Annotated in this window: 21 protein-coding genes; 10 read left to right on the forward strand and 11 right to left on the reverse strand. The window is 68.4% G+C overall.

Features of this window, described 5'->3' with window-relative positions:
• Positions 1-22: 22 nt before the first annotated feature.
• Together AC0Z2B_RS24560 and AC0Z2B_RS24565 are read right to left on the reverse strand one after the other, a co-directional pair.
• On the reverse strand, positions 23-454 hold the full coding sequence (locus AC0Z2B_RS24560; protein WP_476300044.1) for a GFA family protein: 432 nt from the start codon (positions 452-454) through the stop codon (positions 23-25).
• Between the two features lie 51 nt (positions 455-505).
• Complete coding sequence (locus tag AC0Z2B_RS24565; protein WP_476300046.1) at positions 506-1,297, reverse strand: helix-turn-helix domain-containing protein; 792 nt, start codon at positions 1,295-1,297, stop codon at positions 506-508.
• A gap of 269 nt (positions 1,298-1,566) precedes the next feature.
• Here AC0Z2B_RS24565 and AC0Z2B_RS24570 point away from each other — a divergent pair, with 269 nt between their 5' ends.
• From AC0Z2B_RS24570 to AC0Z2B_RS24610, 9 genes are all read left to right on the forward strand, one after another.
• A complete protein-coding gene (locus tag AC0Z2B_RS24570) occupies positions 1,567-3,201 on the forward strand; it encodes an APC family permease (protein ID WP_476300048.1) in 1,635 nt (544 codons plus the stop codon).
• 18 nt (positions 3,202-3,219) lie between these two features.
• On the forward strand, positions 3,220-4,146 hold the full coding sequence (locus tag AC0Z2B_RS24575) for a 4-hydroxyproline epimerase (RefSeq protein ID WP_476300051.1): 927 nt from the start codon (positions 3,220-3,222) through the stop codon (positions 4,144-4,146).
• A 42-nt stretch (positions 4,147-4,188) separates the two neighbouring features.
• Positions 4,189-5,136: a dihydrodipicolinate synthase family protein gene (locus AC0Z2B_RS24580; RefSeq protein ID WP_476300053.1), complete on the forward strand. Its 948-nt coding sequence runs from the start codon at positions 4,189-4,191 to the stop codon at positions 5,134-5,136.
• A 56-nt stretch (positions 5,137-5,192) separates the two neighbouring features.
• A complete protein-coding gene (locus tag AC0Z2B_RS24585; protein WP_476300055.1) occupies positions 5,193-6,770 on the forward strand; it encodes an aldehyde dehydrogenase (NADP(+)) in 1,578 nt (525 codons plus the stop codon).
• 3 nt (positions 6,771-6,773) lie between these two features.
• A complete protein-coding gene (locus AC0Z2B_RS24590; protein WP_476300057.1) occupies positions 6,774-8,030 on the forward strand; it encodes an NAD(P)/FAD-dependent oxidoreductase in 1,257 nt (418 codons plus the stop codon).
• A gap of 167 nt (positions 8,031-8,197) precedes the next feature.
• Positions 8,198-8,482: a DUF6555 family protein gene (locus AC0Z2B_RS24595; RefSeq protein WP_476300060.1), complete on the forward strand. Its 285-nt coding sequence runs from the start codon at positions 8,198-8,200 to the stop codon at positions 8,480-8,482.
• A 78-nt stretch (positions 8,483-8,560) separates the two neighbouring features.
• On the forward strand, positions 8,561-9,118 hold the full coding sequence (locus AC0Z2B_RS24600; protein WP_476300062.1) for a type 1 glutamine amidotransferase domain-containing protein: 558 nt from the start codon (positions 8,561-8,563) through the stop codon (positions 9,116-9,118).
• An 85-nt stretch (positions 9,119-9,203) separates the two neighbouring features.
• Entirely contained in the window at positions 9,204-9,596 is a 393-nt protein-coding gene (locus AC0Z2B_RS24605; RefSeq protein ID WP_476300064.1) for a DUF4440 domain-containing protein, read from the forward strand.
• 84 nt (positions 9,597-9,680) lie between these two features.
• The gene (locus AC0Z2B_RS24610) at positions 9,681-9,896 is read left to right on the forward strand and encodes a hypothetical protein (RefSeq protein ID WP_416423886.1); all 216 of its coding nucleotides are present in this window, start codon (positions 9,681-9,683) and stop codon (positions 9,894-9,896) included.
• Between the two features lie 679 nt (positions 9,897-10,575).
• Here AC0Z2B_RS24610 and AC0Z2B_RS24615 read toward each other — a convergent pair.
• From AC0Z2B_RS24615 to AC0Z2B_RS24650, 8 genes are all read right to left on the reverse strand, one after another.
• Positions 10,576-12,144, reverse strand: a complete 1,569-nt coding sequence (locus tag AC0Z2B_RS24615; RefSeq protein ID WP_476300067.1) for an ABC transporter ATP-binding protein — start codon at positions 12,142-12,144, stop codon at positions 10,576-10,578.
• A 1-nt stretch (position 12,145) separates the two neighbouring features.
• Positions 12,146-13,168 carry an ABC transporter permease gene (locus AC0Z2B_RS24620; RefSeq protein ID WP_476300069.1) on the reverse strand — a complete coding sequence of 341 codons (1,023 nt, stop codon included), beginning with the start codon at positions 13,166-13,168 and terminating at the stop codon, positions 12,146-12,148.
• Positions 13,169-13,170: 2 nt separating this feature from the next.
• The gene (locus AC0Z2B_RS24625) at positions 13,171-14,229 is read right to left on the reverse strand and encodes a microcin C ABC transporter permease YejB (protein WP_476300071.1); all 1,059 of its coding nucleotides are present in this window, start codon (positions 14,227-14,229) and stop codon (positions 13,171-13,173) included.
• Positions 14,216-16,027, reverse strand: a complete 1,812-nt coding sequence (locus tag AC0Z2B_RS24630) for an extracellular solute-binding protein (RefSeq protein WP_476300109.1) — start codon at positions 16,025-16,027, stop codon at positions 14,216-14,218. The genes AC0Z2B_RS24625 and AC0Z2B_RS24630 overlap by 14 nt, the downstream gene beginning before the upstream one ends.
• 140 nt (positions 16,028-16,167) lie before the next feature.
• Entirely contained in the window at positions 16,168-19,050 is a 2,883-nt protein-coding gene (locus tag AC0Z2B_RS24635) for a TonB-dependent receptor (protein WP_476300073.1), read from the reverse strand.
• A 252-nt stretch (positions 19,051-19,302) separates the two neighbouring features.
• Positions 19,303-20,256, reverse strand: a complete 954-nt coding sequence (locus AC0Z2B_RS24640) for a FecR domain-containing protein (protein ID WP_476300075.1) — start codon at positions 20,254-20,256, stop codon at positions 19,303-19,305.
• Positions 20,253-20,765, reverse strand: a complete 513-nt coding sequence (locus AC0Z2B_RS24645; RefSeq protein WP_476300078.1) for a sigma-70 family RNA polymerase sigma factor — start codon at positions 20,763-20,765, stop codon at positions 20,253-20,255. The genes AC0Z2B_RS24640 and AC0Z2B_RS24645 overlap by 4 nt, the downstream gene beginning before the upstream one ends.
• A gap of 176 nt (positions 20,766-20,941) precedes the next feature.
• Positions 20,942-22,270: an LLM class flavin-dependent oxidoreductase gene (locus AC0Z2B_RS24650; protein WP_476300081.1), complete on the reverse strand. Its 1,329-nt coding sequence runs from the start codon at positions 22,268-22,270 to the stop codon at positions 20,942-20,944.
• A gap of 252 nt (positions 22,271-22,522) precedes the next feature.
• Here AC0Z2B_RS24650 and AC0Z2B_RS24655 point away from each other — a divergent pair, with 252 nt between their 5' ends.
• On the forward strand, positions 22,523-23,737 hold the full coding sequence (locus tag AC0Z2B_RS24655) for a DUF1835 domain-containing protein (protein ID WP_476300083.1): 1,215 nt from the start codon (positions 22,523-22,525) through the stop codon (positions 23,735-23,737).
• 308 nt (positions 23,738-24,045) lie between these two features.
• Here the strand turns inward: AC0Z2B_RS24655 and AC0Z2B_RS24660 are convergent, their stop codons facing one another.
• Complete coding sequence (locus AC0Z2B_RS24660; RefSeq protein ID WP_416423882.1) at positions 24,046-24,513, reverse strand: RcnB family protein; 468 nt, start codon at positions 24,511-24,513, stop codon at positions 24,046-24,048.
• Positions 24,514-24,586 lie beyond the last annotated feature (73 nt).

Genomic DNA, 24,586 nt, shown 5'->3' on the forward strand with positions numbered 1-24,586 from the left:
CTGGCGCGGCCTGCGGCCGCTGCTACGGGGATATTGCCAGGGCTTGGACCAGGGCGTCGAGGGTTTGGGGGGCGGCGGCGTGGTGGGTGGCGCAGCGTTGCTGGTCCCAGGGCATGGCGTCGTCGGTGCAGTAGTCGCCCACGCACTCGGCCTCCAGCGGGCCGTCCAGCAGACCCAGCGGTACCCACACATACGGCTCGCCGCGCAGGGGGTTGGGCACGGTGGCGCCGCACTGGCCGCAGAAGTCGTTGCGGTAGCCGGTTGGCTTCTGCCAGGTGCTGATGGCGCTTGCGCCGGCGTGCCAATGGAAGTCGGCGGCCTTCACCACGGTAGCGAGGTTATGCCCCACGCCCGTCTGCCGGCGGCACAAGGTGCAGTGGCAGCGGTAGAAGGTTCGCGGCGCCGCTTCCAGGCTGAAGCGCACGGTGCCGCACAGGCATTGTCCTGACGTCATGACCATTCCCTTGAAATAAACCACCCTTGTAGCAGCGGCCGCCAGGCCGCGTCAAAACCCACCACCACCCCGGGCAACCGTCGCCTGCCGATACTGCCGCGGGGTAAACCCGGTCAGCGTCTTGAACTGGCGGCTGAACGCACTGTGGTCGGTGTAGCCGCACTGCATCGCCACCTCGGTGATCGGCAGTTCGCTGTGCAGCAGCCGATGGGCGTGCTCCAGGCGCACCTTGTGGATCATCTGCCGCGGCGTGAGGTGGAACACGCGCTTGCAGTAGCGCTCCAGCTGCGCCACCGAGATCCCGGCAATGCGGGTCAGCTCGGCCATGCTGATGGGCCCCTGGAAGTGCCCGCGAATGTACTCGTCCACCGCCGCCAGGCGCTGGTACGCCGGGTGGCTGGCGCTGGCGGTCTGCAGGTCCACGGAGATGCCGGCCAGGCCGATGATGGCGCCGTCGCGGTTGTAGATGGGCTGCTTGTGGGTGAGGCACCAGCCTGGCTCGCGGCTGCCGTACAGGTGCAGCTCCAGCTGGTCCTCCAGCACCAGGCCTTCCTCCAGCACGCGGCGGTCCTGCTCGGTGTAGCCGGGGCCCAATTGTGCGGGGAACACCTGGGCGCTGGTCTTGCCCAGCAGCGGCTGCAGGCGCTTGAAACCACAGCGCTGCAGCAGGGTGCGGTTGGCCAGGCGGTAGCGCGCCTGGGGGTCCTTGATGAAGACCACCGCGTTGGGAATCACGTCGAGCATGGGCAGCAGGGGCGCCATGCCGGCGAGCATTTCATCCAGTGTTTGCGGGCGTTCCAGGGGATGCCCCTGGCCCAGCAGCGTCAGTGCATCCAGGGTCATGGACCAGGCTCCTCACGGCGGCACGCACCGCCATGGCAGCGCTGCGGCCGGCCAGCTTGCCGCACTGGGCGAGCGCTGTCCAGCGGCTGAAACCATTCTGCCAATTGTGCCGATTTCGTCATCGTCGCTGGCGAAAAGCATCAAGTAAAGCGGCGCCGCAAGGTTCACTGTAGAGCCCACGGGAAGCGCCCAGGCGGCGCCGCCCAACAATAACAACTGCAAGGCGACATCCACTCCTGCCGACCAATAACACACAAGAAGGCGACGCCATGTCCGGCACAGGCAAGTTCAAGAAACAACTCTCATTGATGGACCTGACCTTCATCGGGCTGGGTGCCATTTTCGGTTCCGGCTGGCTGTTCGCGGCCAGTCACGTGTCCACCATCGCCGGCCCCGCGGGTATTTTCTCGTGGATGCTGGGCGGCTTCGCGGTGCTGCTGCTGGGCATCGTCTACTGCGAACTGGGCGCCGCCCTGCCCCGCGCCGGTGGCGTGGTGCGCTACCCGGTGTTCTCCCACGGCCCGCTGCTGGGCTACCTGATGGGCTTTATCACGCTGATCGCGTTTTCCAGCCTGGTGGCCATCGAAGTGGTCGCCGCCCGCCAGTACGCCGCGGCGTGGCTGCCGGCGCTGAGCCAACCGGGCACCGGCAACCCGACCCTGCTGGGTTGGCTGTTGCAGTTTGCCCTGCTGTGCCTGTTCTTCGCGCTGAACTACTACAGCGTCAAGACCTTCGCCAAGGCCAACAACTTCATCAGTCTGTTCAAGTTCATCGTGCCGCTGCTGGTGATCGGCGTGCTGTTCACCTTCTTCAAGCCGGCCAACTTCACCGTGCACGGCTTCGCCCCGTTCGGCCTGTCCGGCGTGGAAATGGCGGTGTCGGCCGGCGGCATCATCTTCGCCTACCTGGGCCTGACGCCGATCATCTCAGTGGCCAGCGAGGTGCGCAACCCGCAACGCACCATTCCCATCGCGCTGATCCTCTCGGTGCTGCTGTCCACCGGCATCTACGTGCTGTTGCAGGTAGCGTTCCTGGGCGGCATTCCCACCGAGATGCTCAGCCAGGGCTGGGCCGGCATCAGCAAGGCCTTCTCGCTGCCTTACCGCGACATCGCCCTGGCGCTGGGCGTGGGCTGGCTGGCCTACCTGGTGGTGGCCGACGCGGTGATCTCGCCCAGCGGCTGCGGCAACATCTACATGAACGCCACGCCGCGGGTGATCTACGGCTGGGCGCGCACCGGCACCTTCTTCAAGGTCTTCACCCGCATCGACGAGAAATCCGGCATCCCGCGCCCGGCGCTGTGGCTGACCTTCGGCCTGTCGCTGTTCTGGACCCTGCCGTTCCCGTCCTGGGAAGCGCTGATCAACGTGGTGTCCGCCGCCCTGGTGCTGAGCTACGCCATCGCGCCGATCTCGGTGGCCGCCCTGCGCCGCAACGCCCCCGACATGCCACGGCCGTTCCGGGTGAGAGGCTTCGCGCTGCTGGGCCCGGTGTCGTTCATCGTCGCTGCGCTGATCGTCTACTGGTCGGGCTGGGGCACCGTGTCCTGGCTGCTGGGCCTGCAAATCCTGATGTTCGTGGTGTACCTGCTGTGCCAGCGCCTGGTGCCCACCGACCACCTGAGCATCGGCCAACAAGTGCGTTCCTCGGCCTGGCTGATCGGCTTCTACGCCGTGACCATTTTGCTCTCCTGGCTGGGCAGCTTCGGCGGCCTGGGCGTGCTCGGCCACCCTTACGACACCCTGGCCGTGGCCGCCAGCGCGCTGGTCATCTACTACTGGGGCGCCGCCACCGGGGTGCCGGCCCACCTGGTGCGCCTGGACGCGGACGACGCCGAAAGCGAGGCGGTGGAGCACGCCGGCCGCGCGCAACCGGCGCACCTGCCCCACACCACTACCCGTTAATTCAACCTGGACGCACCCATGAAACAGGTACACGTGATCGATTCCCACACCGGCGGCGAACCCACGCGGCTGGTGATGCAAGGCTTCCCGGCGCTGACCGCCAGCACCCTCGCCGGCCAGCGCGACGAGCTGCGCGAACTGCATGACCACTGGCGCCGCGCCTGCCTGCTGGAGCCACGCGGCAACGACGTGCTGGTGGGCGCCCTGTACTGCCCGCCGGTGTCGGCCGACGCCACCTGCGGGGTGATCTTCTTCAACAACAGCGGCTATTTGAACATGTGCGGCCACGGCACCATCGGCCTGGTGGCGTCCCTGCAGCACCTGGGGCTGATCGGCCCCGGCGAGCACCGCATCGACACGCCGGTGGGCCAGGTCAGCGCCACGCTGCACGCCGACGGCGCCGTCACCGTCGGCAACGTGCCGTCGTACCGCTACCGCCAGCGCGTGCCGGTGCAGGTGCCCGGCCATGGCCTGGTGCACGGCGACATCGCCTGGGGCGGCAACTGGTTCTTCCTGGTGGCCGAGCATGACCAGGTGCTGGAACTGGCCAACGTCGAGGCCCTCACCGCCTTCACCTGGGCGCTGCTCAAGGCCTTGGAAGCCCAGTGCATCCACGGCGAAGGCGGCGCGCTGATCGACCACGTGGAGCTGTTCGCCGCCGACCCGCACGCCAACAGCCGCAACTTCGTGATGTGCCCCGGCAAGGCCTACGACCGCTCCCCGTGCGGCACCGGCACCAGCGCCAAGCTGGCGTGCCTGGCCGCCGACGGCAAGCTGGCCGAGGGCGAGCGCTGGGTGCAGGCGAGCATCACCGGCAGCCAGTTCGAAGGCCGCTTCGAATGGGACGGCGAGCGCATTCGCCCGTTCATCACCGGCCGCGCCTACATGACCGCCGACAGCACCCTGCTGATCGACGAGCAAGACCCGTTTGCCTGGGGCATCTGAGCCCACTTTTCTCGCACTCAACTGACTACTGGAGAACGCACCATGACCGACAACATCTTCACCGGCTGCATGCCCGCCCTGATGACCCCGTGCACCGCCGAGCGCACCCCGGACTTCGACGCCCTGGTGGCCAAGGGTCGCCAACTGATCGAAGCCGGCATGAGCGCCGTGGTCTACTGCGGCTCCATGGGTGACTGGCCGCTGCTCACCGAGGCCCAGCGCCAGGAAGGCGTGGCGCGCCTGGTGGCCGCCGGCATCCCGACCATCGTCGGCACCGGCGCGGTCAACAGCCGCGAAGCCGTGGCCCACGCCGCCCATGCCGCCAAGGTCGGCGCCCAGGGCCTGATGGTGATTCCGCGGGTGCTGTCGCGTGGCGCCTCGCCGGCCGCGCAGAAGGCGCACTTCAGCGCCATCCTGAAAGCCGCGCCGCAGCTGCCGGCGGTGATCTACAACAGCCCCTACTACGGCTTCGCCACCCGCGCAGAGCTGTTCTTCGAACTGCGCCGCGAGCACCCGAACCTGATCGGTTTCAAGGAATTCGGCGGCGCCGCCGACCTGCGCTACGCGGCGGAAAACATCACCTCCCAGGATGACGACGTGACCCTGATGGTGGGCGTCGACACCCAGGTGGTGCACGGCTTCGTCAACTGCAACGCCACCGGCGCCATCACCGGCATCGGCAACGCCCTGCCGCGCGAGGTGCTGCACCTGGTGGCGCTGAGCAAGCAGGCGGCCAAGGGCGACGCCCGCGCCCGCCGCCTGGCCCGCGAGCTGGAGGCGGCGCTGGCGGTGCTGTCGTCGTTCGATGAAGGCTGCGACCTGGTGCTGTACTACAAGCATTTGATGGTGCTCAACGGCGACCTGGAATACAGCCTGCACTTCAACGACACCGACGTGCTCAGCGACGCCCAGCGCCGCTACGCCGAACAGCAGTACGCGCTGTTCCGCCAGTGGTACGCCGCCTGGTCGGCCGAGCAGAACCAGGCCTGACACCCTTGCCGCGCCGGGCCCTGGGGCCCGGCCTCGTGACTTTTTAAGGATGCACCATGACACTGACAGGCAAGCTGCTGATCGGCCGCCACGCCGTCGCCGGCACCGGCGCCCCGGTTTACGCCATCAACCCCGCCACCGACCAGCCGCTGCAACCCGGCTACCCGGGCGGCAACCGCGAGCACGTGGCCCAGGCCTGCGCCCTGGCGTGGGACGCCTTTGACGCCTACCGCGAGACGACACCCGCCGCCCGCGCAGCCTTCCTGCAAGCCATCGCCGAGGAAATCGAAGCCCTGGGCGACACCCTGATTGACCGCGCGGTGGCCGAAACCGGCCTGCCGCGCACACGTATGCTTGGCGAACGCGGGCGCACCTGCCAGCAGCTGCGCACCTTCGCCCGCGTGGTGCTGGCCGGCGAATGGCTGGACGCGCGCATCGACCCCGCCCTGCCCCAGCGCCAGCCCCTGCCGCGCGCCGACCTGCGCCAGCGGCACATCGCCCTGGGCCCGGTGGCGGTGTTCGGCGCCAGCAATTTCCCCCTGGCCTTCTCGGTGGCCGGTGGCGACACCGCCTCGGCCCTGGCCGCCGGCTGCCCAGTGGTGGTCAAGGCCCACGGCGCCCACCCCGGCACCAGCGAGCTGGTGGGCCAGGCCGTGGCCCGCGCCGTGCAGCGCTGCCAGCTGCCCGAGGGCGTGTTCTCGCTGCTGTTCGGCTCGGGCCGTGAAGTGGGCATCGCCCTGGTCACCGACCCGCGCATCAAGGCCGTCGGCTTCACCGGTTCGCGCAGCGGCGGCCTGGCCCTGTGCGCTGCCGCCCAGGCGCGGCCGGAGCCAATTCCGGTGTACGCGGAAATGAGTTCGATCAACCCGGTGCTGTTGTTCCCGGCCGCCCTGCAGGCCCGAGGGGAAGCGCTGGCGCAGGCGTTCGTCGGTTCGCTGACCCAGGGCGCCGGGCAGTTCTGCACCAACCCCGGGCTGCTCATCGGCCAGCGTGGCGCGGCGCTGGAACGCTTTGCCACGGCCGCCGTGGCGGCGCTCAAGGACGCCCCGGCGCAGACCATGCTGACCCCCGGCATTTGCCAGGCCTACCAGCAGGGCGTCGCGGCGCTGGCCAGCCACCCGCTGGCGCACACCCTGGGCCAGGGCCTGGCCGCCACCGGGCCGAACCAGGGCCAGGCACAGCTGTTTACTGCCGACGCCCGCGACTTTCTCGCCGCCCCGGCGCTGCAAGCCGAAGTGTTCGGCGCCGCCTCGCTGATCGTCCAGTGCGACGATGATCAGCAAATGCGCCAGGTGCTCGAACACCTGGAAGGCCAGCTGACGGCCACCCTGCACCTGGACGACGCCGACCTGCCCCAGGCCCGCGCCTTGCTGCCGGTGCTGGAGCGCAAGGCCGGGCGCCTGCTGGTCAACGGCTGGCCCACCGGCGTCGAAGTCTGCGACGCCATGGTGCACGGCGGGCCGTTCCCGGCCACCTCCGATGCCCGTGGCACCTCGGTGGGCACCGCGGCCATCCTGCGTTTCCTGCGCCCGGTGTGCTACCAGGACTTCCCCGACAGCCTGCTGCCCGTGGCCCTTGGCGCTGCCAACGACCTGCAGCTGCGGCGGCTGGTCGACGGCCAGCGGGAGGTTTGAGCCATGACCCAGCCTTTCGCTGAACCGACCACGGCGGACGTCGCCGTGGTCGGCGCCGGCATCATCGGCGTCACCTGCGCCCTGGCCCTGGCACGCCAGGGCCGCCGGGTGCTGGTCCTCGACCGCCAGGCCCCAGGGCTTGGCGCCTCCTACGGCAACGCCGGGCACCTGGCCACCGAGCAGGTGTTTCCCATCGCCGACGTGTCGATTCTCAAGCGCCTGCCGGCCATGCTCATGGACCCCATGGGCCCACTGCGCCTGGACTGGAAGTACCTGCCGCGGGCGCTGCCGTGGTTCACCCGGCTGCTGCTGAACCTGCGCCCGGCGCCGTTCCAGCGCACGGTGGCCGGCATCCGCGCGCTCAACGAAGGCAGCCTGGGCGCCTGGCAGCGCCTGCTGGCCAGCGTGCACCGGCCGGGCCTGCTGAAGGAAGACGGCTCGCTGCTGGTGTTCGAGCGCCCAGAATCCCGCCCCGCCCTGGATGCCCTGCAGGCGCGCATGCGCCAGCAGCAGGTGCCGGTGGACTTCTGGGCCACCGACGCCGTGCGCCAGGCCGCGCCGCAATTGAGCGAGCGCCTGCTGGGCGGATTGTTCTTCCCCGCCACCGGGCATTTCATCGACCCCTATACCGTGCTCACCGAACTGGTGGAGGCAGCCAAGGGCTGCGGCGTGCAGTTCCTGCAGCATGGCGTGCTCGACGGCCGCCTGCACGACGGCGGCGTGGTGCTGAACACCGACCAGGGCGCGATCGCCGCGCGCCAAGTGCTGCTGGCCTGCGGCGCCCATTCGGCGCCGCTGGTCAAGCGGCTCACCGGCAAGCAGGTACCGCTGGACACCGAGCGCGGCTACCACCTGATGTTGCCAGCCGAGCAACACCGCCTGCCGTTCGCCGTCACCTCGCTGGAACGCAAATTCATCATGACCCCCATGGAGGGCGGCCTGCGCCTGGCCGGCACGGTGGAATTCGCAGGTCTCGACGCACCGCCGTCGATGGCCCGCGCGCGGCAGCTGCACCGCCTCAGCCAGGGCCTGTTCAGCCACGACCTGGACGCCCGCGGCGCTACCGAGTGGATGGGGTTCCGGCCGTCGCTGCCCGACTCCCTGCCGGTGATCGACCGGGTGGCGGGCGGCAAGGTGCTGCTGGCGTTCGGGCACCAGCACCTGGGCCTGACCCAGGCGGCGCTGACGGCAGAGATGGTTGCGGCGCTGGCCAGCGGCGAGCCACCTGCTTCGAGCGCCTACCGCCTGGATCGGTTCTGATCTGCGCCGTAGCAGCGGCCGCCAGGCCGCATCCGCGCGCACCACGGATTCGCGTCAGGAATCCGGCGAACCCGCGCAGACACGCCATTTATCGCATTTGCCTGCATTTTTTTTGAATCAACCGCGCCCCGCCGTGATCCCACCCACATGGCACGATGGAGGCGCCCATGAACCCACAGCTCTACGTCATCGAATACCTGCTACACGGCAAACCGGCCTCGTTCATCATCCGCCTGGAAAAAATGGACAACGCCCTGGCCTGGCACTGGGCCAGTTGCGACGCAGGGGTCGGCATCATCCCCAAGTTCGGCCGCCAGCAGACCCGCCAGGTCAGCCGGCCCATGGCCGAGCGCTACGGCATTACCGAGGTGAAATGGCGCCTGGCCGGCCAGCGCCCCAGCCCGCGCGAAGGCACTGATGAAACCGCATCGTCGGAGCCTGCCGAAAGCTGATCAAGGCGGGCATGAACGCCAGGAGCACATTTGTACTCCTCACTGAAAATTCCCTATCCCCGGCAGAGGACATTCCCCATGGGCACCCCACTCCAAGGCAAGCGCATCCTGGTCATCACCAGCAACACCGGCATCGAGCGCGATGAGCTGCTCAAGCCGCTGGACACCCTGCGCGGCCTGGGCGCCACCCTGGTGCACGGTTCGATCAAGGGCGGCACCACCCAGACCTTCCAGCAGGACACCGAGAAGGACCGCACGGTGGAATCCGACACCCGCCTGGCTGAGGTGAAAGGCGCCGACTTCGATGCGCTGGTGATCCCCGGCGGCACCGTCAACGCCGACACCCTGCGCCAGGACAAGGACGCGCAGCGGCTGGTCAACGAATTCGTCAAGGCCGGCAAGACCGTGGCCGCCATCTGCCATGGCCCCTGGGTGTTGATCGACGCCGGCGTCATCGAAGGCAAGACGCTGACCTCCTACGCCAGCGTGCGCACCGACCTGGTCAACGCCAAGGCCGCCGGCTGGGTGGACGAAGAGGTCAAGCAATGCGGCGCCAACGGCTGGACCCTGATTACCTCGCGCACGCCCGAGGACCTACCGGCATTCAACGCCGCCATCGCCAATTCGCTCCCGTAGCAGCGGCCACCAGGCCGCGTCACTGGCGCTGCGGTGTGGCAGACTGACGTCACATCCTGCTCACCCATCTGCCGAAGGGACTCCAGTGCCAACCACTAAACTTGAGCGCGCCTGCCACAGCGTGCACCACGTACATGAACTGATTCACACAGTCTTCACCGCCGCCCAGGGCCAGGCGGCAATCACCGAGCTGATGCCCGCCTTCGCCGACGACTTCCGCATGGTCACCACCCAGGGCGTCGAGGTGAACCGCCAGCAGGTCGAACGCATGTTCCAGGGCGCCGCCGGCGCCAGGCCCGGGTTGCAGATACAAGTCAGCGACGTGCAGGCCGTGTGGCAGGCCGGCAACGGCGTGACCCTGCGCTACCGCGAGGTGCATCGGCTGCAGGGCGTGGAAACCGCGCGCTGGTCCGTGGTGGTGATGAGCGTCGACGAGGCCGGCGTGCAGTGGCATTTTTTACAGGAAACGGCGATCTGAAAACTTGCTGATCCCGACCAATGGCCGGCATTTCCCTGCCGGATAGGTGCATGCTCAGCGTTTAAGTCGACGGGGCATGATGCCGTGCCAGACAGACCCCTCAAGCTGCAGAACTGGGACCGCGCCTGGCGTCTGCTGGGCGACCACCTGCAGTGCCCGCTGTGCGGGCAATCGCAGCTGGCGAGCAAGGCGTACACGCCATTCACCCACGCCAAGGCCTGCGCGGCGCGCACCGAGCAGGACCAATACCCCTGGCTGGACCTGGACGCGATATTGCGTTCGGTGCTCAAGGACGCCTGACACCCGCACCGCCCTCCCCCCACCGCGCGGTGCCTGTGGACGCGGCCTCGCGGCCGCTGCTACGGGAGATGCGTATTTCCCCGCCCCGTAGCAGCTGCCGAAGGCTGCGTCCGCCCCCAACGCGGTTCCACCGCAACACCGCGGTGCCCGTGGACGCGGCCTCGCGGCCGCTGCTACGGGGGAGGTGCGTACCCCCGTAGCAGCTGCCGAAGGCTGCGTCAGGCCCCAACGCGGTTCCACCGCAACACCGCGGCGCCCGTGGACGCGGCCTCGCGGCCGCTGCTACGGGGGTGCGTATTTCCCCGCCCCGTAGCAGCTGCCGAAGGCTGCGTCCGCCCCCAACGCGGTTCCACCGCAACACCGCGGCGCCTGTGGACGCGGCCTCGCGGCCGCTGCTACGGGGAAGGTGCGTACCCCCGTAGCAGCTGCCGAAGGCTGCGTCAGGCCCCAACGCGGTTCCACCGCAACACCGCGGCGCCTGGGGACGCGGCCTGGCGGCCGCTGCTACGGGGAAGGTGCGTACCCCCGTAGCAGCTGCCGCAGGCTGCGTCCGACCCCGACGCGGTTCCACTGCAACACCGCGGTGCCTGGGGACGCGGCCTCGCGGCCGCTGCTACGGCGGAGGTGCGTACCCCCGTAGCAGCTGCCGCAGGCTGCGTCCGGCCCCGACGCGGTTCGGTCAAGGCGCGGCGGCGCTCAGCAGTTCGCGGGTGTAGGCCTGGCGCGGCTGGGTGAACAAGCGCTCGGTGCTGCTGTACTCCACCACCCTGCCCGCCTGCAGCACCATCACCTGGTGCGCCAACGCGCGCACCACCGCCAGGTCGTGGCTGATGAAAATGTAGGCCAGGCCATGGTCGGCCTGCAGCCGCCGCAACAACGCCAGGATCTGTTTTTGCACCGAGCGGTCCAGTGCCGAGGTGGGCTCGTCCAGCACGATCAACTGCGGCTTGAGCACCAGCGCCCGGGCGATGGCAATACGTTGGCGCTGGCCGCCGGAGAACTCATGGGGGTAGCGGTGCCGGCAATCCGGGTCCAGGCCCACCTCATGCAAGGCCTCGATCACCAGTGCCTCGCAGGCATCGGGCGGCAATTGCCGGTGCACCTGCAACCCCTCGGCGATGATCTGCAGCACGCTGAGGCGCGGGCTGAGGCTGCCGAACGGGTCCTGGAACACTACCTGCACCTGCGCCCGCCAGGGACGCAGGGCGCGGGCGCCGAGGCCTTGCAGTTCGCTGCCCTGGAACTGCACGCTGCCCTGGGACGGGATCAGCCGCAACAGCGCCTGGCCCAGGGTGGACTTGCCCGAGCCCGACTCGCCGACAATGCCCAGGGTCTGCCCACGGCGCACCTGCAGATCGACGCCGTCCACCCCGTGCAGCCACTGCTTGCGCCACGGCCAGCCGCCACGGGCGAAGGCCACGCGCAGGTCGCGCACCTGCAACAGCAGGGGCGCGTCGGGGTCGGCGTGCACCCGCCCACCCGGTTCGGCGTCCAGCAGCTGCCGCGTATACGGGTGCCGGGGGTGGGCGAACAGCTCGGCGCTGGCGCCCTGCTCGACTATCTCGCCGCCGCGCATCACCGCCACCCGCTGGGCAATGTCGCGCACCAGGTTGAGGTCATGGCTGATCAGCAGCAGCGCCATGCCCAGGCGCTGCTGCAGGTGCTTGAGCAGCGCCAGGATGCGCCGCTGCACGGTGACGTCAAGAGCAGTGGTAGGCTCGTCGGCGATCAACAATTGCGGCTCGCAGGCCAGGGCCATGGCAATCATCACCCGCTGGCGCTGGCCGCCGGACAGCTGGTGCGGGTAGCTGCCCAGGCGCTGGCGCGGGTCGCGGATGCCCACCAGTTCCAGCAGCTCGAGGATGCGCGCGCGCGCCTCGCCGGCGCTCATGCCCTTGTGCAGCCGCAGGGTTTCGGCCAGCTGTTTCTCCACCGTGTGCAGCGGGTTCAGCGAGCTCATGGGCTCCTGGAACACCATGGCGATGCGGTTGCCGCGCAGCGCCTGCAAGCGCTTGGCGCTGGCGCCCAGCAGCTCCTCGCCGTGGTAGCGAACGCTACCCTGGGTGTGGGTGGTTGCCCTGGGCAGCAGTTGCAGGATGGAATGGGCGGTCACCGACTTGCCCGAGCCGGACTCGCCCACCAGCGCCAGGCACTCGCCGGGGTAGATGTCCAGGTCCAGGCCGTGCACCACGGGCGTGCCGCTGAACGCCACGTGCAATTGCCGAAGGGTGATAAGCGGGTCGGTCATGTCAGGCACTCGGGTCGAAGGCGTCACGGCTGGCTTCACCGATGAACACCAATAGCGAAAGAATCAGCGCCAGGGCGAAGAACGCCGTCAGCCCCAGCCAGGGCGCCTGCAGGTTGTTCTTGCCTTGGCCGATCAGCTCGCCCAGGGAAGCCGTGCCCACCGGCATGCCGAAGCCGAGAAAGTCCAGGGCCGACAGCGTGGAAATGGCGCCGGTGACAATGAACGGCAGCCAGGTCAGCGTGGCGTTGAAGGCGTTGGGCAGGATGTGCCGTAGCATCAGCCGGCCGTCGCTGACACCCAGCGCCCGTGCCGCGCGCACGTACTCCAGGTTGCGCCCGCGCAGGAACTCGGCGCGCACCACGTCCACCAGCGCCAGCCAGGTGAACAGCGCCATGATGCCCAGCAGCCACCAAAAGTTCGGCTCGACGAAGCCCGACAGGATGATCAGCAGGTACAGCACCGGCAGTCCCGACCAGATCTCCAGCAGGCGCTGGCCCAGCAGGTCCACCCAGCCGCCGTAGTACCCCTGCAGCGCACCGGCTGTGACGCCGATAACGGTGCTGACCAGGGTCAGCGCCAGGGCGAACAGCAGCGACACCCGCGCGCCGTAAATAACCCGCGCCAGCACGTCGCGCGCCTGGTCGTCGGTGCCCAGCCAATTGTCTTTCGACGGCGGGCTGGGGGCAGGCCCGGCAAGGTCGTAGTTCACCGTCTCGGCACCGAATGGCACCGGCGCGAACAGCATCCAGCCGCCCTGCCCTTCAATCAGCTGGCGCGTGGACGCGGCGCGGTAATCGGGCTGGAACGGCAGCTGGCCGCCGAAGTCCTGCTCGGTGTAGCGCACCAGCGCCGGGAAGTAATAGTTGCCCTTCCAGGCCAGCAGCAGCGGCTTGTCATTGGCCAGCCCTTCGGCGCCCAGGCACAGGCCCAGCAGCGCCACGAACAGCCACAGCGACCACCAGCCACGGCGGTGCTGGCGAAAGCGCAGCCAACGGCGGCGCGCCACGGGGGAAAGCGCAAACATGCTCAGCTCCTTGGGGAAAAATCGATACGCGGGTCGACCAGCCGGTAGCACAGGTCGCCCACCAACTTGATCACCAGGCCTGCCAGGGTGAACAGCAACAGCGACCCGAACATCACCGGGTAGTCGCGGGCCACCGCCGCCTCGTAGCTCAGGCGGCCCAGGCCATCGAGGGAAAAGATCACCTCAATCAGCAGCGAGCCGCCAAACAGCACATTGACCAGCGCGTTGGGCAAGCCCGCCACCAGCAACAGCATGGCGTTGCGAAACACGTGGCGGTACAGCACCTGGCGCTCGCTGAGGCCCTTGGCCCGTGCGGTGACCACGTACAGGCGGCTGACCTCGCTGAGCACGCTGTTCTTGGTCAGCAGGGTCAGGGTGGCGAAGCCGCCCACCACCAGCGCGGTTACCGGCAGCACCAGGTGCCAGAAATAGTCGGCGACCTTGGCCAACGGCCCCAGCTGGCTGAAGTTGTCCGAGACCAGGCCACGCACCGGGAACCAGTCCAGCGCCGTGCCACCGCCGAACAGCACGATCAGCAGCATGGCGAACAGAAACGCCGGCATGGCGTAGCCGAAGGCGATGAGCGCGCTGCTCCAGCCGTCGAAGGCACTGCCGTTGCGCACCGCCTTGCCGATGCCCAGCGGGATCGACACCAGGTAGGTGACCAGCGTGGCCCACAGGCCCAGCGACAGGGTCACCGGCAGCTTGTCGAGGATCAGTTCGGTGACCTTGGCGCCGCGGAAGAAGCTGGTGCCCAGATCCAAGTGGGCGTAGTTGTCCAGCATCAGCCACAGGCGTTGCAGCGGCGGTTTGTCGAAGCCGTACTGGCGCTCGATCTCGGCCACCAGCGCCGGGTCCAGGCCGCGGCTGGCACGGCCAGCGCCGCCGGCACTGTCGCTGGCGCTGCCGCTGCTGGCCACCGCGCCCAGGCCTTGCAGGCGGGCAATGGCCTGCTCCACCGGGCCGCCCGGCGCCGCCTGGACGATGGCGAAATTCACCAGCAGGATGCACAGCAGGGTCGGCACCATCAGCGCCAGGCGCCGCAGACTATAAGCCCACATGGCGGTCGCCCTCCTCGGCCCGTTGCATCTGCGCGCTGGTCAGCGCCGCCGGGCTCACCTGCCACCAGGTGTCCAGGCCGGGCTCGTTGGCCGCCTGCACGGCGGGCCGGCCGTAGCGGTTCCACCACACCGAGGACACGCCCGGCGGGTAGTAATTGGGAATCCAGTAGTAGCCCCACTGCAGCACCCGGTCCAGGGCGTGGGCGTGCTGCACCATGGCGGCGCGGCTGTCGGCTTTCACCAGGCCGTCGATCAGGCCGTCCACCGCCGGGCTGCGCAGCACCGAGTAATTATTGGAACCGGGGTCGGCGGCGCTGGCCGAGCCGTAGTAGTTGTACAGCTCACGCCCCGGCGTGGGCGTAACCGGGTAGGCGATGACGATCATGTCGTAGTCCCGCGCACGCACGCGGTTGGTGTACTGCGCGGCGTCGACCTGGCGAATGTTCAAGCCGATGCCGATCTGCGCCAGGTTGCGCTTGAACGGCAGCAGCAGGCGCTCGAAACCGCGCTGCACGTTGAGGAAGGTGAAGCTCAGCGGTTGCCCGGCGGCGTTCACCAGGTGGTCGCCCCGTGGGTGCCAGCCGGCGCTTTCCAGCAGTTGCAAAGCTTGCAGCTGCTGGTTGCGGACGATGCCGCTGCCGTCGGTCTTCGGCGCTTCGAAGGCCTGGCTGAAGACTTCATCGGGCACTTGCCCGCGCCACGGCTCAAGTATTTTCAGCTCTTCGGCGCTGGGCAAGCCAGTGGCGGCCAGGTCGCTGTGCGAGAAGTAGCTGCGCTGGCGCAGGTACATGCCGCGCATCATCTGCCGGTTGCTCCATTCGAAGTCCCAGAGCATGGCGATGGCCTGGCGCACGCGGCGGTCCTGGAACATTGGCCGCTGCAGGTTGAAGGCAAACCCCTGGCTGTTCTCCGCAGCGCCCGGCGCCAGGTGTTCGCGCACCAGGCGGCCGTCGTCCTGCGCGGCGCCGGCATACCCGACGGTGTAGGCCGTCGCCGAGAACTCGCGGTTGTAGTCGTAGCCGCCGGCCTTGAGCACCTGCTGCGACACCTGGGTGTCGCCGAAGAATTCCACGCTCAGTTCGTCGAAGTTATACAGGCCGCGGCTCACCGGCAGGTCGCGGCCCCACCAGGTCTTGTCGCGCTCAAAGTGAATGCTGCGGCCGGGGTCAACGGGGCTCACCCGGTACGGCCCGCTGCCCAGCGGCGGCTCAAAACCGCCGCCGTTGGCAAAGTCGCGGGTGCGCCACCAGTGCTCGGGCAGCACCGGCAGGCTGGCAATGTCCAACGGCAGGTTGCGGTTGCCGTTGTCCTTGAAGGTAAACAGCACGCGGGTGGGCGACTCCACCCGCACCTGGTCGACGTCAGCGAACTGCTGGCGATACTTGAGGCTGCCCTGGGTCATGAACAGGTTGAAGGTGTAGCGCACATCCTCGGCGGTGATCGGCTGGCCGTCGGCGAAACGCGCCTGGTCGTCGAGGGTCAGGCGCAGCCAGCGCCGGTCCGGTGCCAGCTCGAACTGCCGGGCCACCAGGGCGTAGACGGTGTAGGGCTCGTCCTTGGAGCGGTAGCCCAGCGGCGCGTACAGCCAACTGTCGACCTGGGTCACGCCGGTGCCCTTGTCCACGTAAGGAATGATGTGGTCGAAGGCGCCATCTTCCATGGACGAGCGCCGCAGGCTGCCGCCCTTCGGCGCATTGGCGTTGACGTAGTCGAAGTGCTGGAAGCCATCGGGGTAGCGTGGCGCCTCGCCGTAGACGGTGAGGTAGCCCTGGGGCGCAGCCCAGGCGCTCGACGCCATGCACACCGCGGCCAGCGCGACAGCGAAAACGTGCGTGCCTGCCTGGTTGTGCAACGAGCACAGGCTTTTTATAGCGCGGGCTTTAGTATTCATTGGCGCAAACCGTTGCCTGGTCAGACTCGAAGTGCATAACGCCGCCCTCAGAAGTTGTAGGCGAGCTTGGTAAACAGCACGCGGCCAAAGGGGTCGGCGTACTTGGGGTCGTAGCCGCTCTGGAAGGTGTAGGTCTGGTTGCTGAACGGCGGCTCGCGGTCGAACAGGTTCTGCACGCCCACGGTGAAGTCCACGCTCTTGCGCCAGTGGTAGGTGCCCGACAGGTCCCAGACGTTGTACGAGGCGACGCTGTGGTGGGTGTCCGGGTCGGAGTCGTGGTAGCCGCTGGTGAAGCGGTTGACCAGGCTGGCGCCGTACGGGCCCAGGTTCCAGCTCAGGGCCAGGTTCTGGCGCCAGCGGGCGATGGCGCCGGCCGAGGTGAAGTCACCGCCGCGGAAGTCGCCGACCTTGTCGATGAACGGGCCGCCGATCTGTTCCTGGTAGTCGTAGCGGGTCACGTAGGTGCCCTGCAGGCCCAGGCCGAACTGGCCGTACGGGGTGTTGGGGAAGCGGTAGTCCAGGGACACGTCGATGCCGCTGGTCTTGACCTTGCCCAGGTTGGCAAGGCCGGTGACGATGTGGTCGATGGAGCCGTCGGCCTTGCGCACGATGCGGTCGGCGAACGCGTCGGGGTTGTCGAAGATCGCCGACTCGGGGAATTCGGCGATCTGGTTGGCGATCTTGATCCACCAGAAGTCCAGGCCCACCGACAGGTCGCGCACCGGCTGGTAGACGAAGCCGAAGGTGACGTTGCGGGCGGTTTCCGGGCTCAGTTGGGTGTTGCCGCCGGTGCGGCTGAAGAACTGCTGGGCGCAGTCGCGGTTGGCAATGCCGCCGTTGCTGGGGCGGCCGCCAGCGCACAGGCGTGGGTCGTTGTAGTTGGCGTTGGTGAAGGTGGTGTAGTTGGGGTTGTACAGCTCATACAGCGACGGCGCACGGAAGCCCTCGCTGTAGGCGCCGCGCAGCACCAGTTCCTTGAACGGCTGGAAGCGGAACGAGTACTTGGGGTTGGTGGTGCTGCCGAAGTCGCTGTACTTGTCGTGGCGCACGGCGGCGCTGACTTCCAGGCTGTCGAGCACCGGCACGTTCAGTTCGGCGTATTCGGCCAGTACCGAGCGGTCGCCCGACACGGCGGCGTTGGGGTCGACGCCCAGGCTCTGGACCTCGGCGGCGAACGGTTGGTAATCCTGGTGGAACTCTTCCTTGCGGTACTCGCCGCCCAGCGCCAACGCCGCGGGGCCGGCGCCGAACCAGTCGCCGATGTCGCGGCTGGCGCGGCCGTCGATGGCCTTCACGCGGCCAATGGAAGTGCTGTAGTCGCCTTCCACGGCGTTGGCGGCCAGGTAGGCGGCGCCGGCCGCGCTTTGCGGGCCGAACGGGTTGATGGTGCCATTGGCAACGCCGGCGGCCACCGCACTGTCATTGACGTAGCCGCTGTTGATGCTGCCCACCACCTTGTTCTGGTTGTAGGAGGCGCCCAGGTTGTAATCCCAGCCGGCGGCATTGCCTTCGAAGGTCAGCAGCAGGCGCTGGTTGGTGTTGTCGTCGCTCTGGCGCCGCGGGCCTTCGGCGCTTTCACGCCAGTTCACGTCCACCGGCTGCGTGGGGTCGAGGGCGAAGCCCGTGGGCCCGGGGGTGACGCCGTTGCCGGGGTAGTAAGTGGTACCAGGGTTCACCTGTAGGCCGGTCAGCGGCGCGGCGCCCACTTGGGTGCGGCTCTGGTTCTTGGCGAAGAAATATTCCAGGCTCAGGGTCTGGTCATCGGCCAGCTTGCCGCTGGCCTTGGTGAACAGCGAGGTCTTTTCCGATTCGGGAATCAGGTCCAGCGAGCTCCACAGGCTCTCGCGGCAGATGCCGTTGCGCAGGATCAAACCCGGGGCTTTGCAACCCCCGCCCGCCAGCGGGTTGGTGGCGTTGCTGCCCTGGCTCCAGTTGGCCGGCGAGGTGGTGCCCGAGGTGTAGTCCAGGCCGCAGCCGGGCTGGTAGTTGTAGGTGTAGCTGCGGTCCTTGGCGGCCAGGCTGTCCTGCTTGTCGTAGTTGGCCACGGCGAATACGTTGAAGCGGTCCTGGTCCAGGTCGCCGAAGCCGTAGCTGGCGCTGAGGTCGTGGGTGTCGCCGTCGCCTGCGTGGGTGGGGCTGGTGAGCCCGCCGCTGATGGAGCCGCCGACCACGCTCTTCTTGGTGATGAAGTTGATTACGCCGCCGATGGCGTCGGTGCCGTACAGGGCCGAGGCGCCGTCGCGCAGCACCTCTACGCGGTCCAGGGCCGCGAAGGGAATGGTGTTGAGGTCGACGCCGGCGCCGCTGATGGCGTTGTTGCTCAAGCGGCGGCCGTTGAGCAGCACCAGGGTCTTGTTCGGGCCAATGCCGCGCAGGTCGGCGAACGAGGCGCCGCCACTGCTGGAGCCCACGGCACGGCTGGAGTTGACCGAGGACTGGTTGCTGGCGATGCGGCTGACCAATTGTTCGGTGCTGGTGACGCCCTGCTCCTTGAGCTGCTCCACCCGCAGGATGGTCACCGGCACGGCGGTTTCCGCGTCTACCCGGCGGATGGCGCTGCCGGTGACTTCCACCCGCTCCAGTTGCGTGGTGGGCGGCGTGGCGCGGGTAGTGGCGGCAGGCTGCGCACTGACGTCAGCGCTGATGACCACGCCGGTGGCGGTGGCCTCGCTGTGCAGGCCGGTGCCTTGCAGCGCGGTGCGCAAGGCCTGCTCGGTGCTGAGGTCGCCCTGCACCGCTGGCGCCACCTGGCCGCGCACCAGGCGCTGGTCGAAGGCGATGGCCTGGCCGGTCTGCCGGGAGATCTGCAGCAGCGTCGCGTCCAGCGGCCCGGCCGGCAGGTCGAACGGCACCGCCAGCGCCCACTGGGGCACAAGGTTCAAGCCCAGCAGCAGGCCGGCACTGATACGCGTCAAGGTAAATGGCTTCACGAAGGGGCATCCCTGATATCTGGTTGTTTTCAGGGTTGTGCAGCGAGGGGCGCGGTTTTACAGGGGGGCGGTTAGACGCAAAGGTGCTGAGCTTATGCAGGAGGCCTGCCTGGGGATGCGCGGTGCTTTCGGACGCGGCGTTACGTAGCCGCGTAGCAGCGGCCGACGGCCGCGTCCGGGGGCGCCGTGGTGCGCCTGATACACTACGGTCGCAAGACGCCGCCTGGCGGCAGCTGCTACAGGCGTATTGCTTTACACGTCCACGACGTCGATGGTCACCCAATACGCGCTGTAGCGCGTGACCGCGATGGGCAGCGACAGGCCCAGCAGTTGCAAGGCGCGGTCGCTGTCGTCGAGGGGGAAAATGCCGCTCAAGCGCAAGGCAGCCGCCCTGGCGCTGACGCGAATCACCCCGGAGCGGTAGCTGCGCAGCCGTTCGATGACCTGCCCCAGGCTCCAGTCGCGGGCTTCCAGGCGGCCGTCGATCCAGGCGGCGTCGGCGTCGCTGGCGGTGCTGCTGGCCAGCCACTGCTCGCCGTCAAAGCGCACGCTGTGCCCCGCCTCCACCACCTGTCGAAGGCCACTGCGGGTGGTGATCAACGCCTGGGAGCGAAGCATGCTCAACGCGGTACTGGCCTCATCGCGCTGCACCACGAAGCGGGTGCCCAGCGCGCGGACCTGGCCGTGTTCGGTCTCGACGATGAAGGGCCGCTGCTCGCGCGCCACGTCCAGCCACACGCCGCCCTGGTACAGGTGCAACAACCGCTCGGTGGCGTCGAAGCGCTGGGCCACGCGGCTGCGGGCGTCCAGCACCAGCGCGCTGCCATCGTCGAGGGTCAGAGCCTGGCGCTGGCCAGTGGCGGTCTGCAGGCTATCACTGCCTGGCCAGGCACCGTCGCGGCCCAGCCACTGGGCGCCGCTGACCAGCGCCGCCAGGCCCAGGCTGCCCTGCAAAAAACGCCGGCGGCTGCTCGGCGCCTGCAGGCTGCGCAGCAGCGCCTGGCGCGGCACGCCGCGCAACACCGCGCTGGGCAACTGGCCCACGCCCTGGGTCATCGTCTGCCACACGGCCTCATGCCGGGGATCGCTGGCGCGCCATTGCGCCAGGGCCTGCACCTGCTGGTCATTGACCTGCCCCGAATGCAGGAGCGCCATCCACTGCGCCGCTTCGTCGATGACCACGCTGTCGGGCACCGCGCCGTTCATGCGTCGGCCATCAGGTGGTAGCAACGGGCGAAGGCCTGGGCCATGTACTGTTGCACGCGGCTGATGGACACCCCCAGTTGCGCGCCGATCTGCGCGTAGGTCAGGCCGTCCAGCTGGTGGCAGAGGAACGCCGCCTTGGCCTTCGCCGACAGGCCATCGAGCAGCCGGTCCACCGCCACCAGCGTCTCGATCAGCACCGCGCGCTCCTCGGGCGAAGGGTGCACGTGCTCGGGGGCCAGCGCCAGGCTTTCCAGGTACGCGCGTTCCAGATCCTGGCGACGCCAACCCTCATACACCAGGCGCCGCGCGATGGTGGTCAGCAGTGCCCGCGGCTCGCGGATGGCCGACGGGTCAGGCAGCGCCAGGACGCGCAGGAAGGTTTCCGCCGCCACGTCCTGCGCATTGTGCGGGCACCCCAGTACCCGGGCGATGCGCCCGCACAGCCAACCGTAGTCACGCTTGAACAGTTGGCCAATCAGCGGGTAATGCGAAGTGGGAGTGGCGCCCATCGGATGCTCCATGCCTTGAATGCAGAACGTTAAAGGCCCCGGCTGGGGCGCGGCCCGGCCACTCTGCAACAAAGCGGGAGATTTCAGGAAGGAATTAAAAGTTTACAATTGCGATACAAAAGGCATAAGGCCAGCCCTGTGGGAGATTGCCTTCAAAGGGCTGGCGCAGACCCTCGCTACCCGGGGAAAAAGCGGTTCGCCGGGCGCGGCAAGCCGAGGTTTTCACGCAGGGTAGCGCCCTCGTACTCGCGCCGGAAAATCCCCCGCCCCTGCAACTCCGGCACCACTTTGTCGACAAAATCATCGAGCCCGCCGGGCAGCCACGGGAACATTACGTTGAAGCCGTCGCTGCCCTCGCGCTCCAGCCATTCCTGCATCTGGTCGGCGATGGTCTGCGCGGTGCCGACGAACGCCAGGCCCGCGTAACCACCCAGGCGCTGGGCCAGCTGGCGCACGGTGAGCTGCTCGCGGTCGGCCAGGGCCAGCACCCGTTCGCGGCTGCTCTGGCTGTCGTTGGTCTGCGGCACCGGCGGCAGGTAGCCGTCGGGGTCGAAGCGCGAGGCGTCGGTGCCCAGGGCGATGGACAGCGAGGCGATGGCGCTTTCGTAGTGCACCAGGCTGTCGAGCCGGGCGCGAATGGCTTTCGCCTGTTGCAGGGTATCGCCCACCACCACGAAGGCCGCCGGGAGGATTTTCAAGTGGTCGCGCTCACGGCCCAACGGCGCCAGCCGCGCCTTGACGTCGGCGTAGAAGGCGCGGCCGTCGTCCAGGTTGCTGGGCGCGGCAAAGATCACCTCGGCGGTTTCCGCCGCCAGCTGCCGGCCTGGCTCCGAGGAGCCTGCCTGCACGATCACCGGCCAGCCCTGCACGGGCCGGGCGATGTGCAGCGGCCCACGCACGTGCAAATGCTCGCCATGATGATTGAGGGTGTGCAGCTTGGCCGGGTCGAAAAACTCGCCGCTGTCGGCATCGCGAATGAAGGCATCGTCGGCCCAACTGTCCCACAGGCCGGTAACCACGTCGTAGAACTCGCGGGCGCGGGCGTAGCGCTGGTCGTGGTCGAGGTGCTGCTCCAGGCCGAAGTTTTTCGCCGCGTCGGGGTTGGAGGTGGTGACGATGTTCCAACCGGCGCGGCCGTTGCTCAGGTGGTCCAGGGAGGCGAAGCGCCGGGCGATGTGAAACGGCTCGTCGAAGCTGGTGGACGCCGTGGCCACCAGGCCCAGGTGCTCGGTGGCCTGGCTCAGGGCCGCAAGCAGCGTGAACGGCTCGAACGAGGTAGCTGTGTGGCTACGCTTGAGGGCGTCCAGCGGCATGTTCAGCAGCGCCAGGTGGTCGGCCATGAAGAAGGCGTCGAACTTGCCGCGCTCCAGGGTCTGGGCCAGGCGCTTGAGGTGCTGGAAGTTGAAGTTGGCGTCACGCCAGGCGCCTGGGTAGCGCCAGGCGCCGGTGTGGATGCTGACCGGGCGCATGAACGCGCCCAGCTTGAGTTGTCGCGTGGTGCTCATGGGCGGGGTTCCCTGTGCCGTGCAAAAGCCAGCAGCATTCCCCGGCGGTACGCTGGCCGTCCAATAATCGATGGTGTCCGGTTATGCCGGGGAAGCATAAGCGTTGCCAGCCGCGGCCTGGCTGCCTATAGTGCCACCACGGCGTCATCCACGCCGCCATCCGCGGGAAGGGCTGCGCCCAGGACACGAATCGCTTGCCTGTCATTACGACTCCCAACCATGAAGCGGACCTTGGTTGCACAAGGAGATCGTATGCCCGCCCCAGTCCCGTCATCCCCTACCGATGGCCGTATCAACCTTGAGCAGCAGCGCAAGCGCGCCAAGGAACGCCTCAAGCAGCTGAAGCAGCAACCGCCCTTCGACCAGACCCTGGCCGACGCCCAATGGCAGATCGCCAAGGAGCTGGGGTTCAGCAGCGGGCCCAAGCTGGTGGCCCACGTCGACGCCATCGACTTCGCCGCCCGCCACCCCGATTTTGCCGCCAGCGACGAGGCGCGCACCACCCATTGGCGCTGCGGCAACGACATCGCCCACAGCCTGCAACTGGCCGGGTTCAAGGGGCGCTTTCGCATGCTCGCCGACCCGCTGTGCATGGGGCCGGTGCAGCAGTTGCCGGCGGCGGCCTACAAGCGCCAGCGCAGCCGCTTCGTCAGCCAGGCGTTCGGCCTGGCGCTGGGCGAAGTCAGCCGCCGCTTCGACGATGAATACCGCGACCTGGCCGAGCTGGGCAACGGCCAGCCGGGGGTGTTGTGGTGCGAGGCGGACGCCTATGACCAGCTGTTCCTGATTCGTGTGCTGGCCGGGTTGGCGCAAGTGCCTGATAGGCTTGAGCTAATCGAGGTCAGCCACGTGCCCGGGGTCGAGCGCTTCATCGGCATTGGCCAACTGGCGCCGGACGTGCTGGCGTGGCTGTGGCCACAACGGCGGGCCGTGGACGCTGCCATGCTGCAGCTGGCGCGGCAGGCGTGGCAGGCCTATTGCGATGCTTCCCCGGTGCCGCTGGCGGCCCTGGCCAGGACAGACCACCCCGCCCTGCCCTTGCTGGGCGGCGCGTTGCGGCGCCAGCTGCAGGAGTTGCCCGGCGTGCGCGACGGGCTGTCGCTGACCGAACGCCTGGCGCTGCGGGTCATCGCCGAGGCAGGCTCGTTGCCGCTGGGCAAGGTGTTCGGTGCACTCATGCTGCGGCACGAGCCGCTGCCGTACCTGGGGGACCTGATGTTCTACGCCATGATGCGGCCTTTGATCGATGGCGCGAACCCACTGTTGATCGAGCAGGAACCACAGTTGCCGTGGGCGCAGCGGCCGGTACGGTTGACGGCGTTGGGTGAACGAGTGTTGGCGGGGCTGGCCTACTGGCCGGACCTGGCCAGCCATGAGCGTTGGGTGGGTGGCGTGTGCATAGCCCCCGGTGCGGCGCATTGGGCCATTGATGAGCAGGGTGTGCCTGTGTGGCAGGTTCGCCAGTAAGACGCCGCCTGCGGCAGCTGCTACGCGATCTTCGGGCCGCGTCCACCGGCACCGCGTTGTATCAGGCACACCGCGGCGTTGCCGGACGCAGCCTTTGGCAGCTGCTACGCGATCTTCCGTAGCAGCGGCCGCCAGGCCGCGTCCACCGGCACCGCGTTGTATCAGGCACACCGCGGCGTTGCCGGACGCCGCCTTCGGCAGCTGCTACGCGAATCTTGCGTAGCAGCGGCCGCCAGGCCGCGTCCACCGGCACCGCGTTGTATTAGACGCACCCGCGGCGTTGCCGGCCGCCAGGCCGCGTCAGGGGCTCAATAACCGCTGAGGATCTGCACGATGGCGCCCGTGGCGATGGCCACCAGCACGTAGTCGCCGTTCACGTACAGCCAGCGGTGGTCACGCGGCGGTTGGCGCAGGTGGCGGGCGTGCCAGTCGGTGACCCAGTAGCGGTCGCCTCGGTATTGCTGCGGCGCGAAGCCGCCGCGGTGCCATTCGCTGTGCGGCCGCGGCATGCCCGGTTGCGGGCGGTAGGCCTGGCCGCCACCGCCCTGCCAGCCCGGGCGATGCTGTTGTTGTGGACCACCGTGTTGTGGCGGCCGCTGCTGCTGGCCGCCGCCGTGTTGCGGGCCGCCACCGCCACCCTGTGGTGGGCGCCCCTGCTGCTGCCCACCGCCGTGGCCGCGATCAGGGCCGCCGTTGTCCGGGCCCGGCTGGGCGAAGCTCGCCAGCGGCGTCAGCAGCATCAGGCAGGCACAACCTGCCGCAATGATCTTTTTCATGTGTATCTCCATGGCTAGTCGAGCAGCGCTCGCTTTCACGCCTTTGAGTATCGGTTAAAAACACGCAGGCAAC

Source organism: Pseudomonas sp. GYB4201 (genome assembly GCF_056312595.1).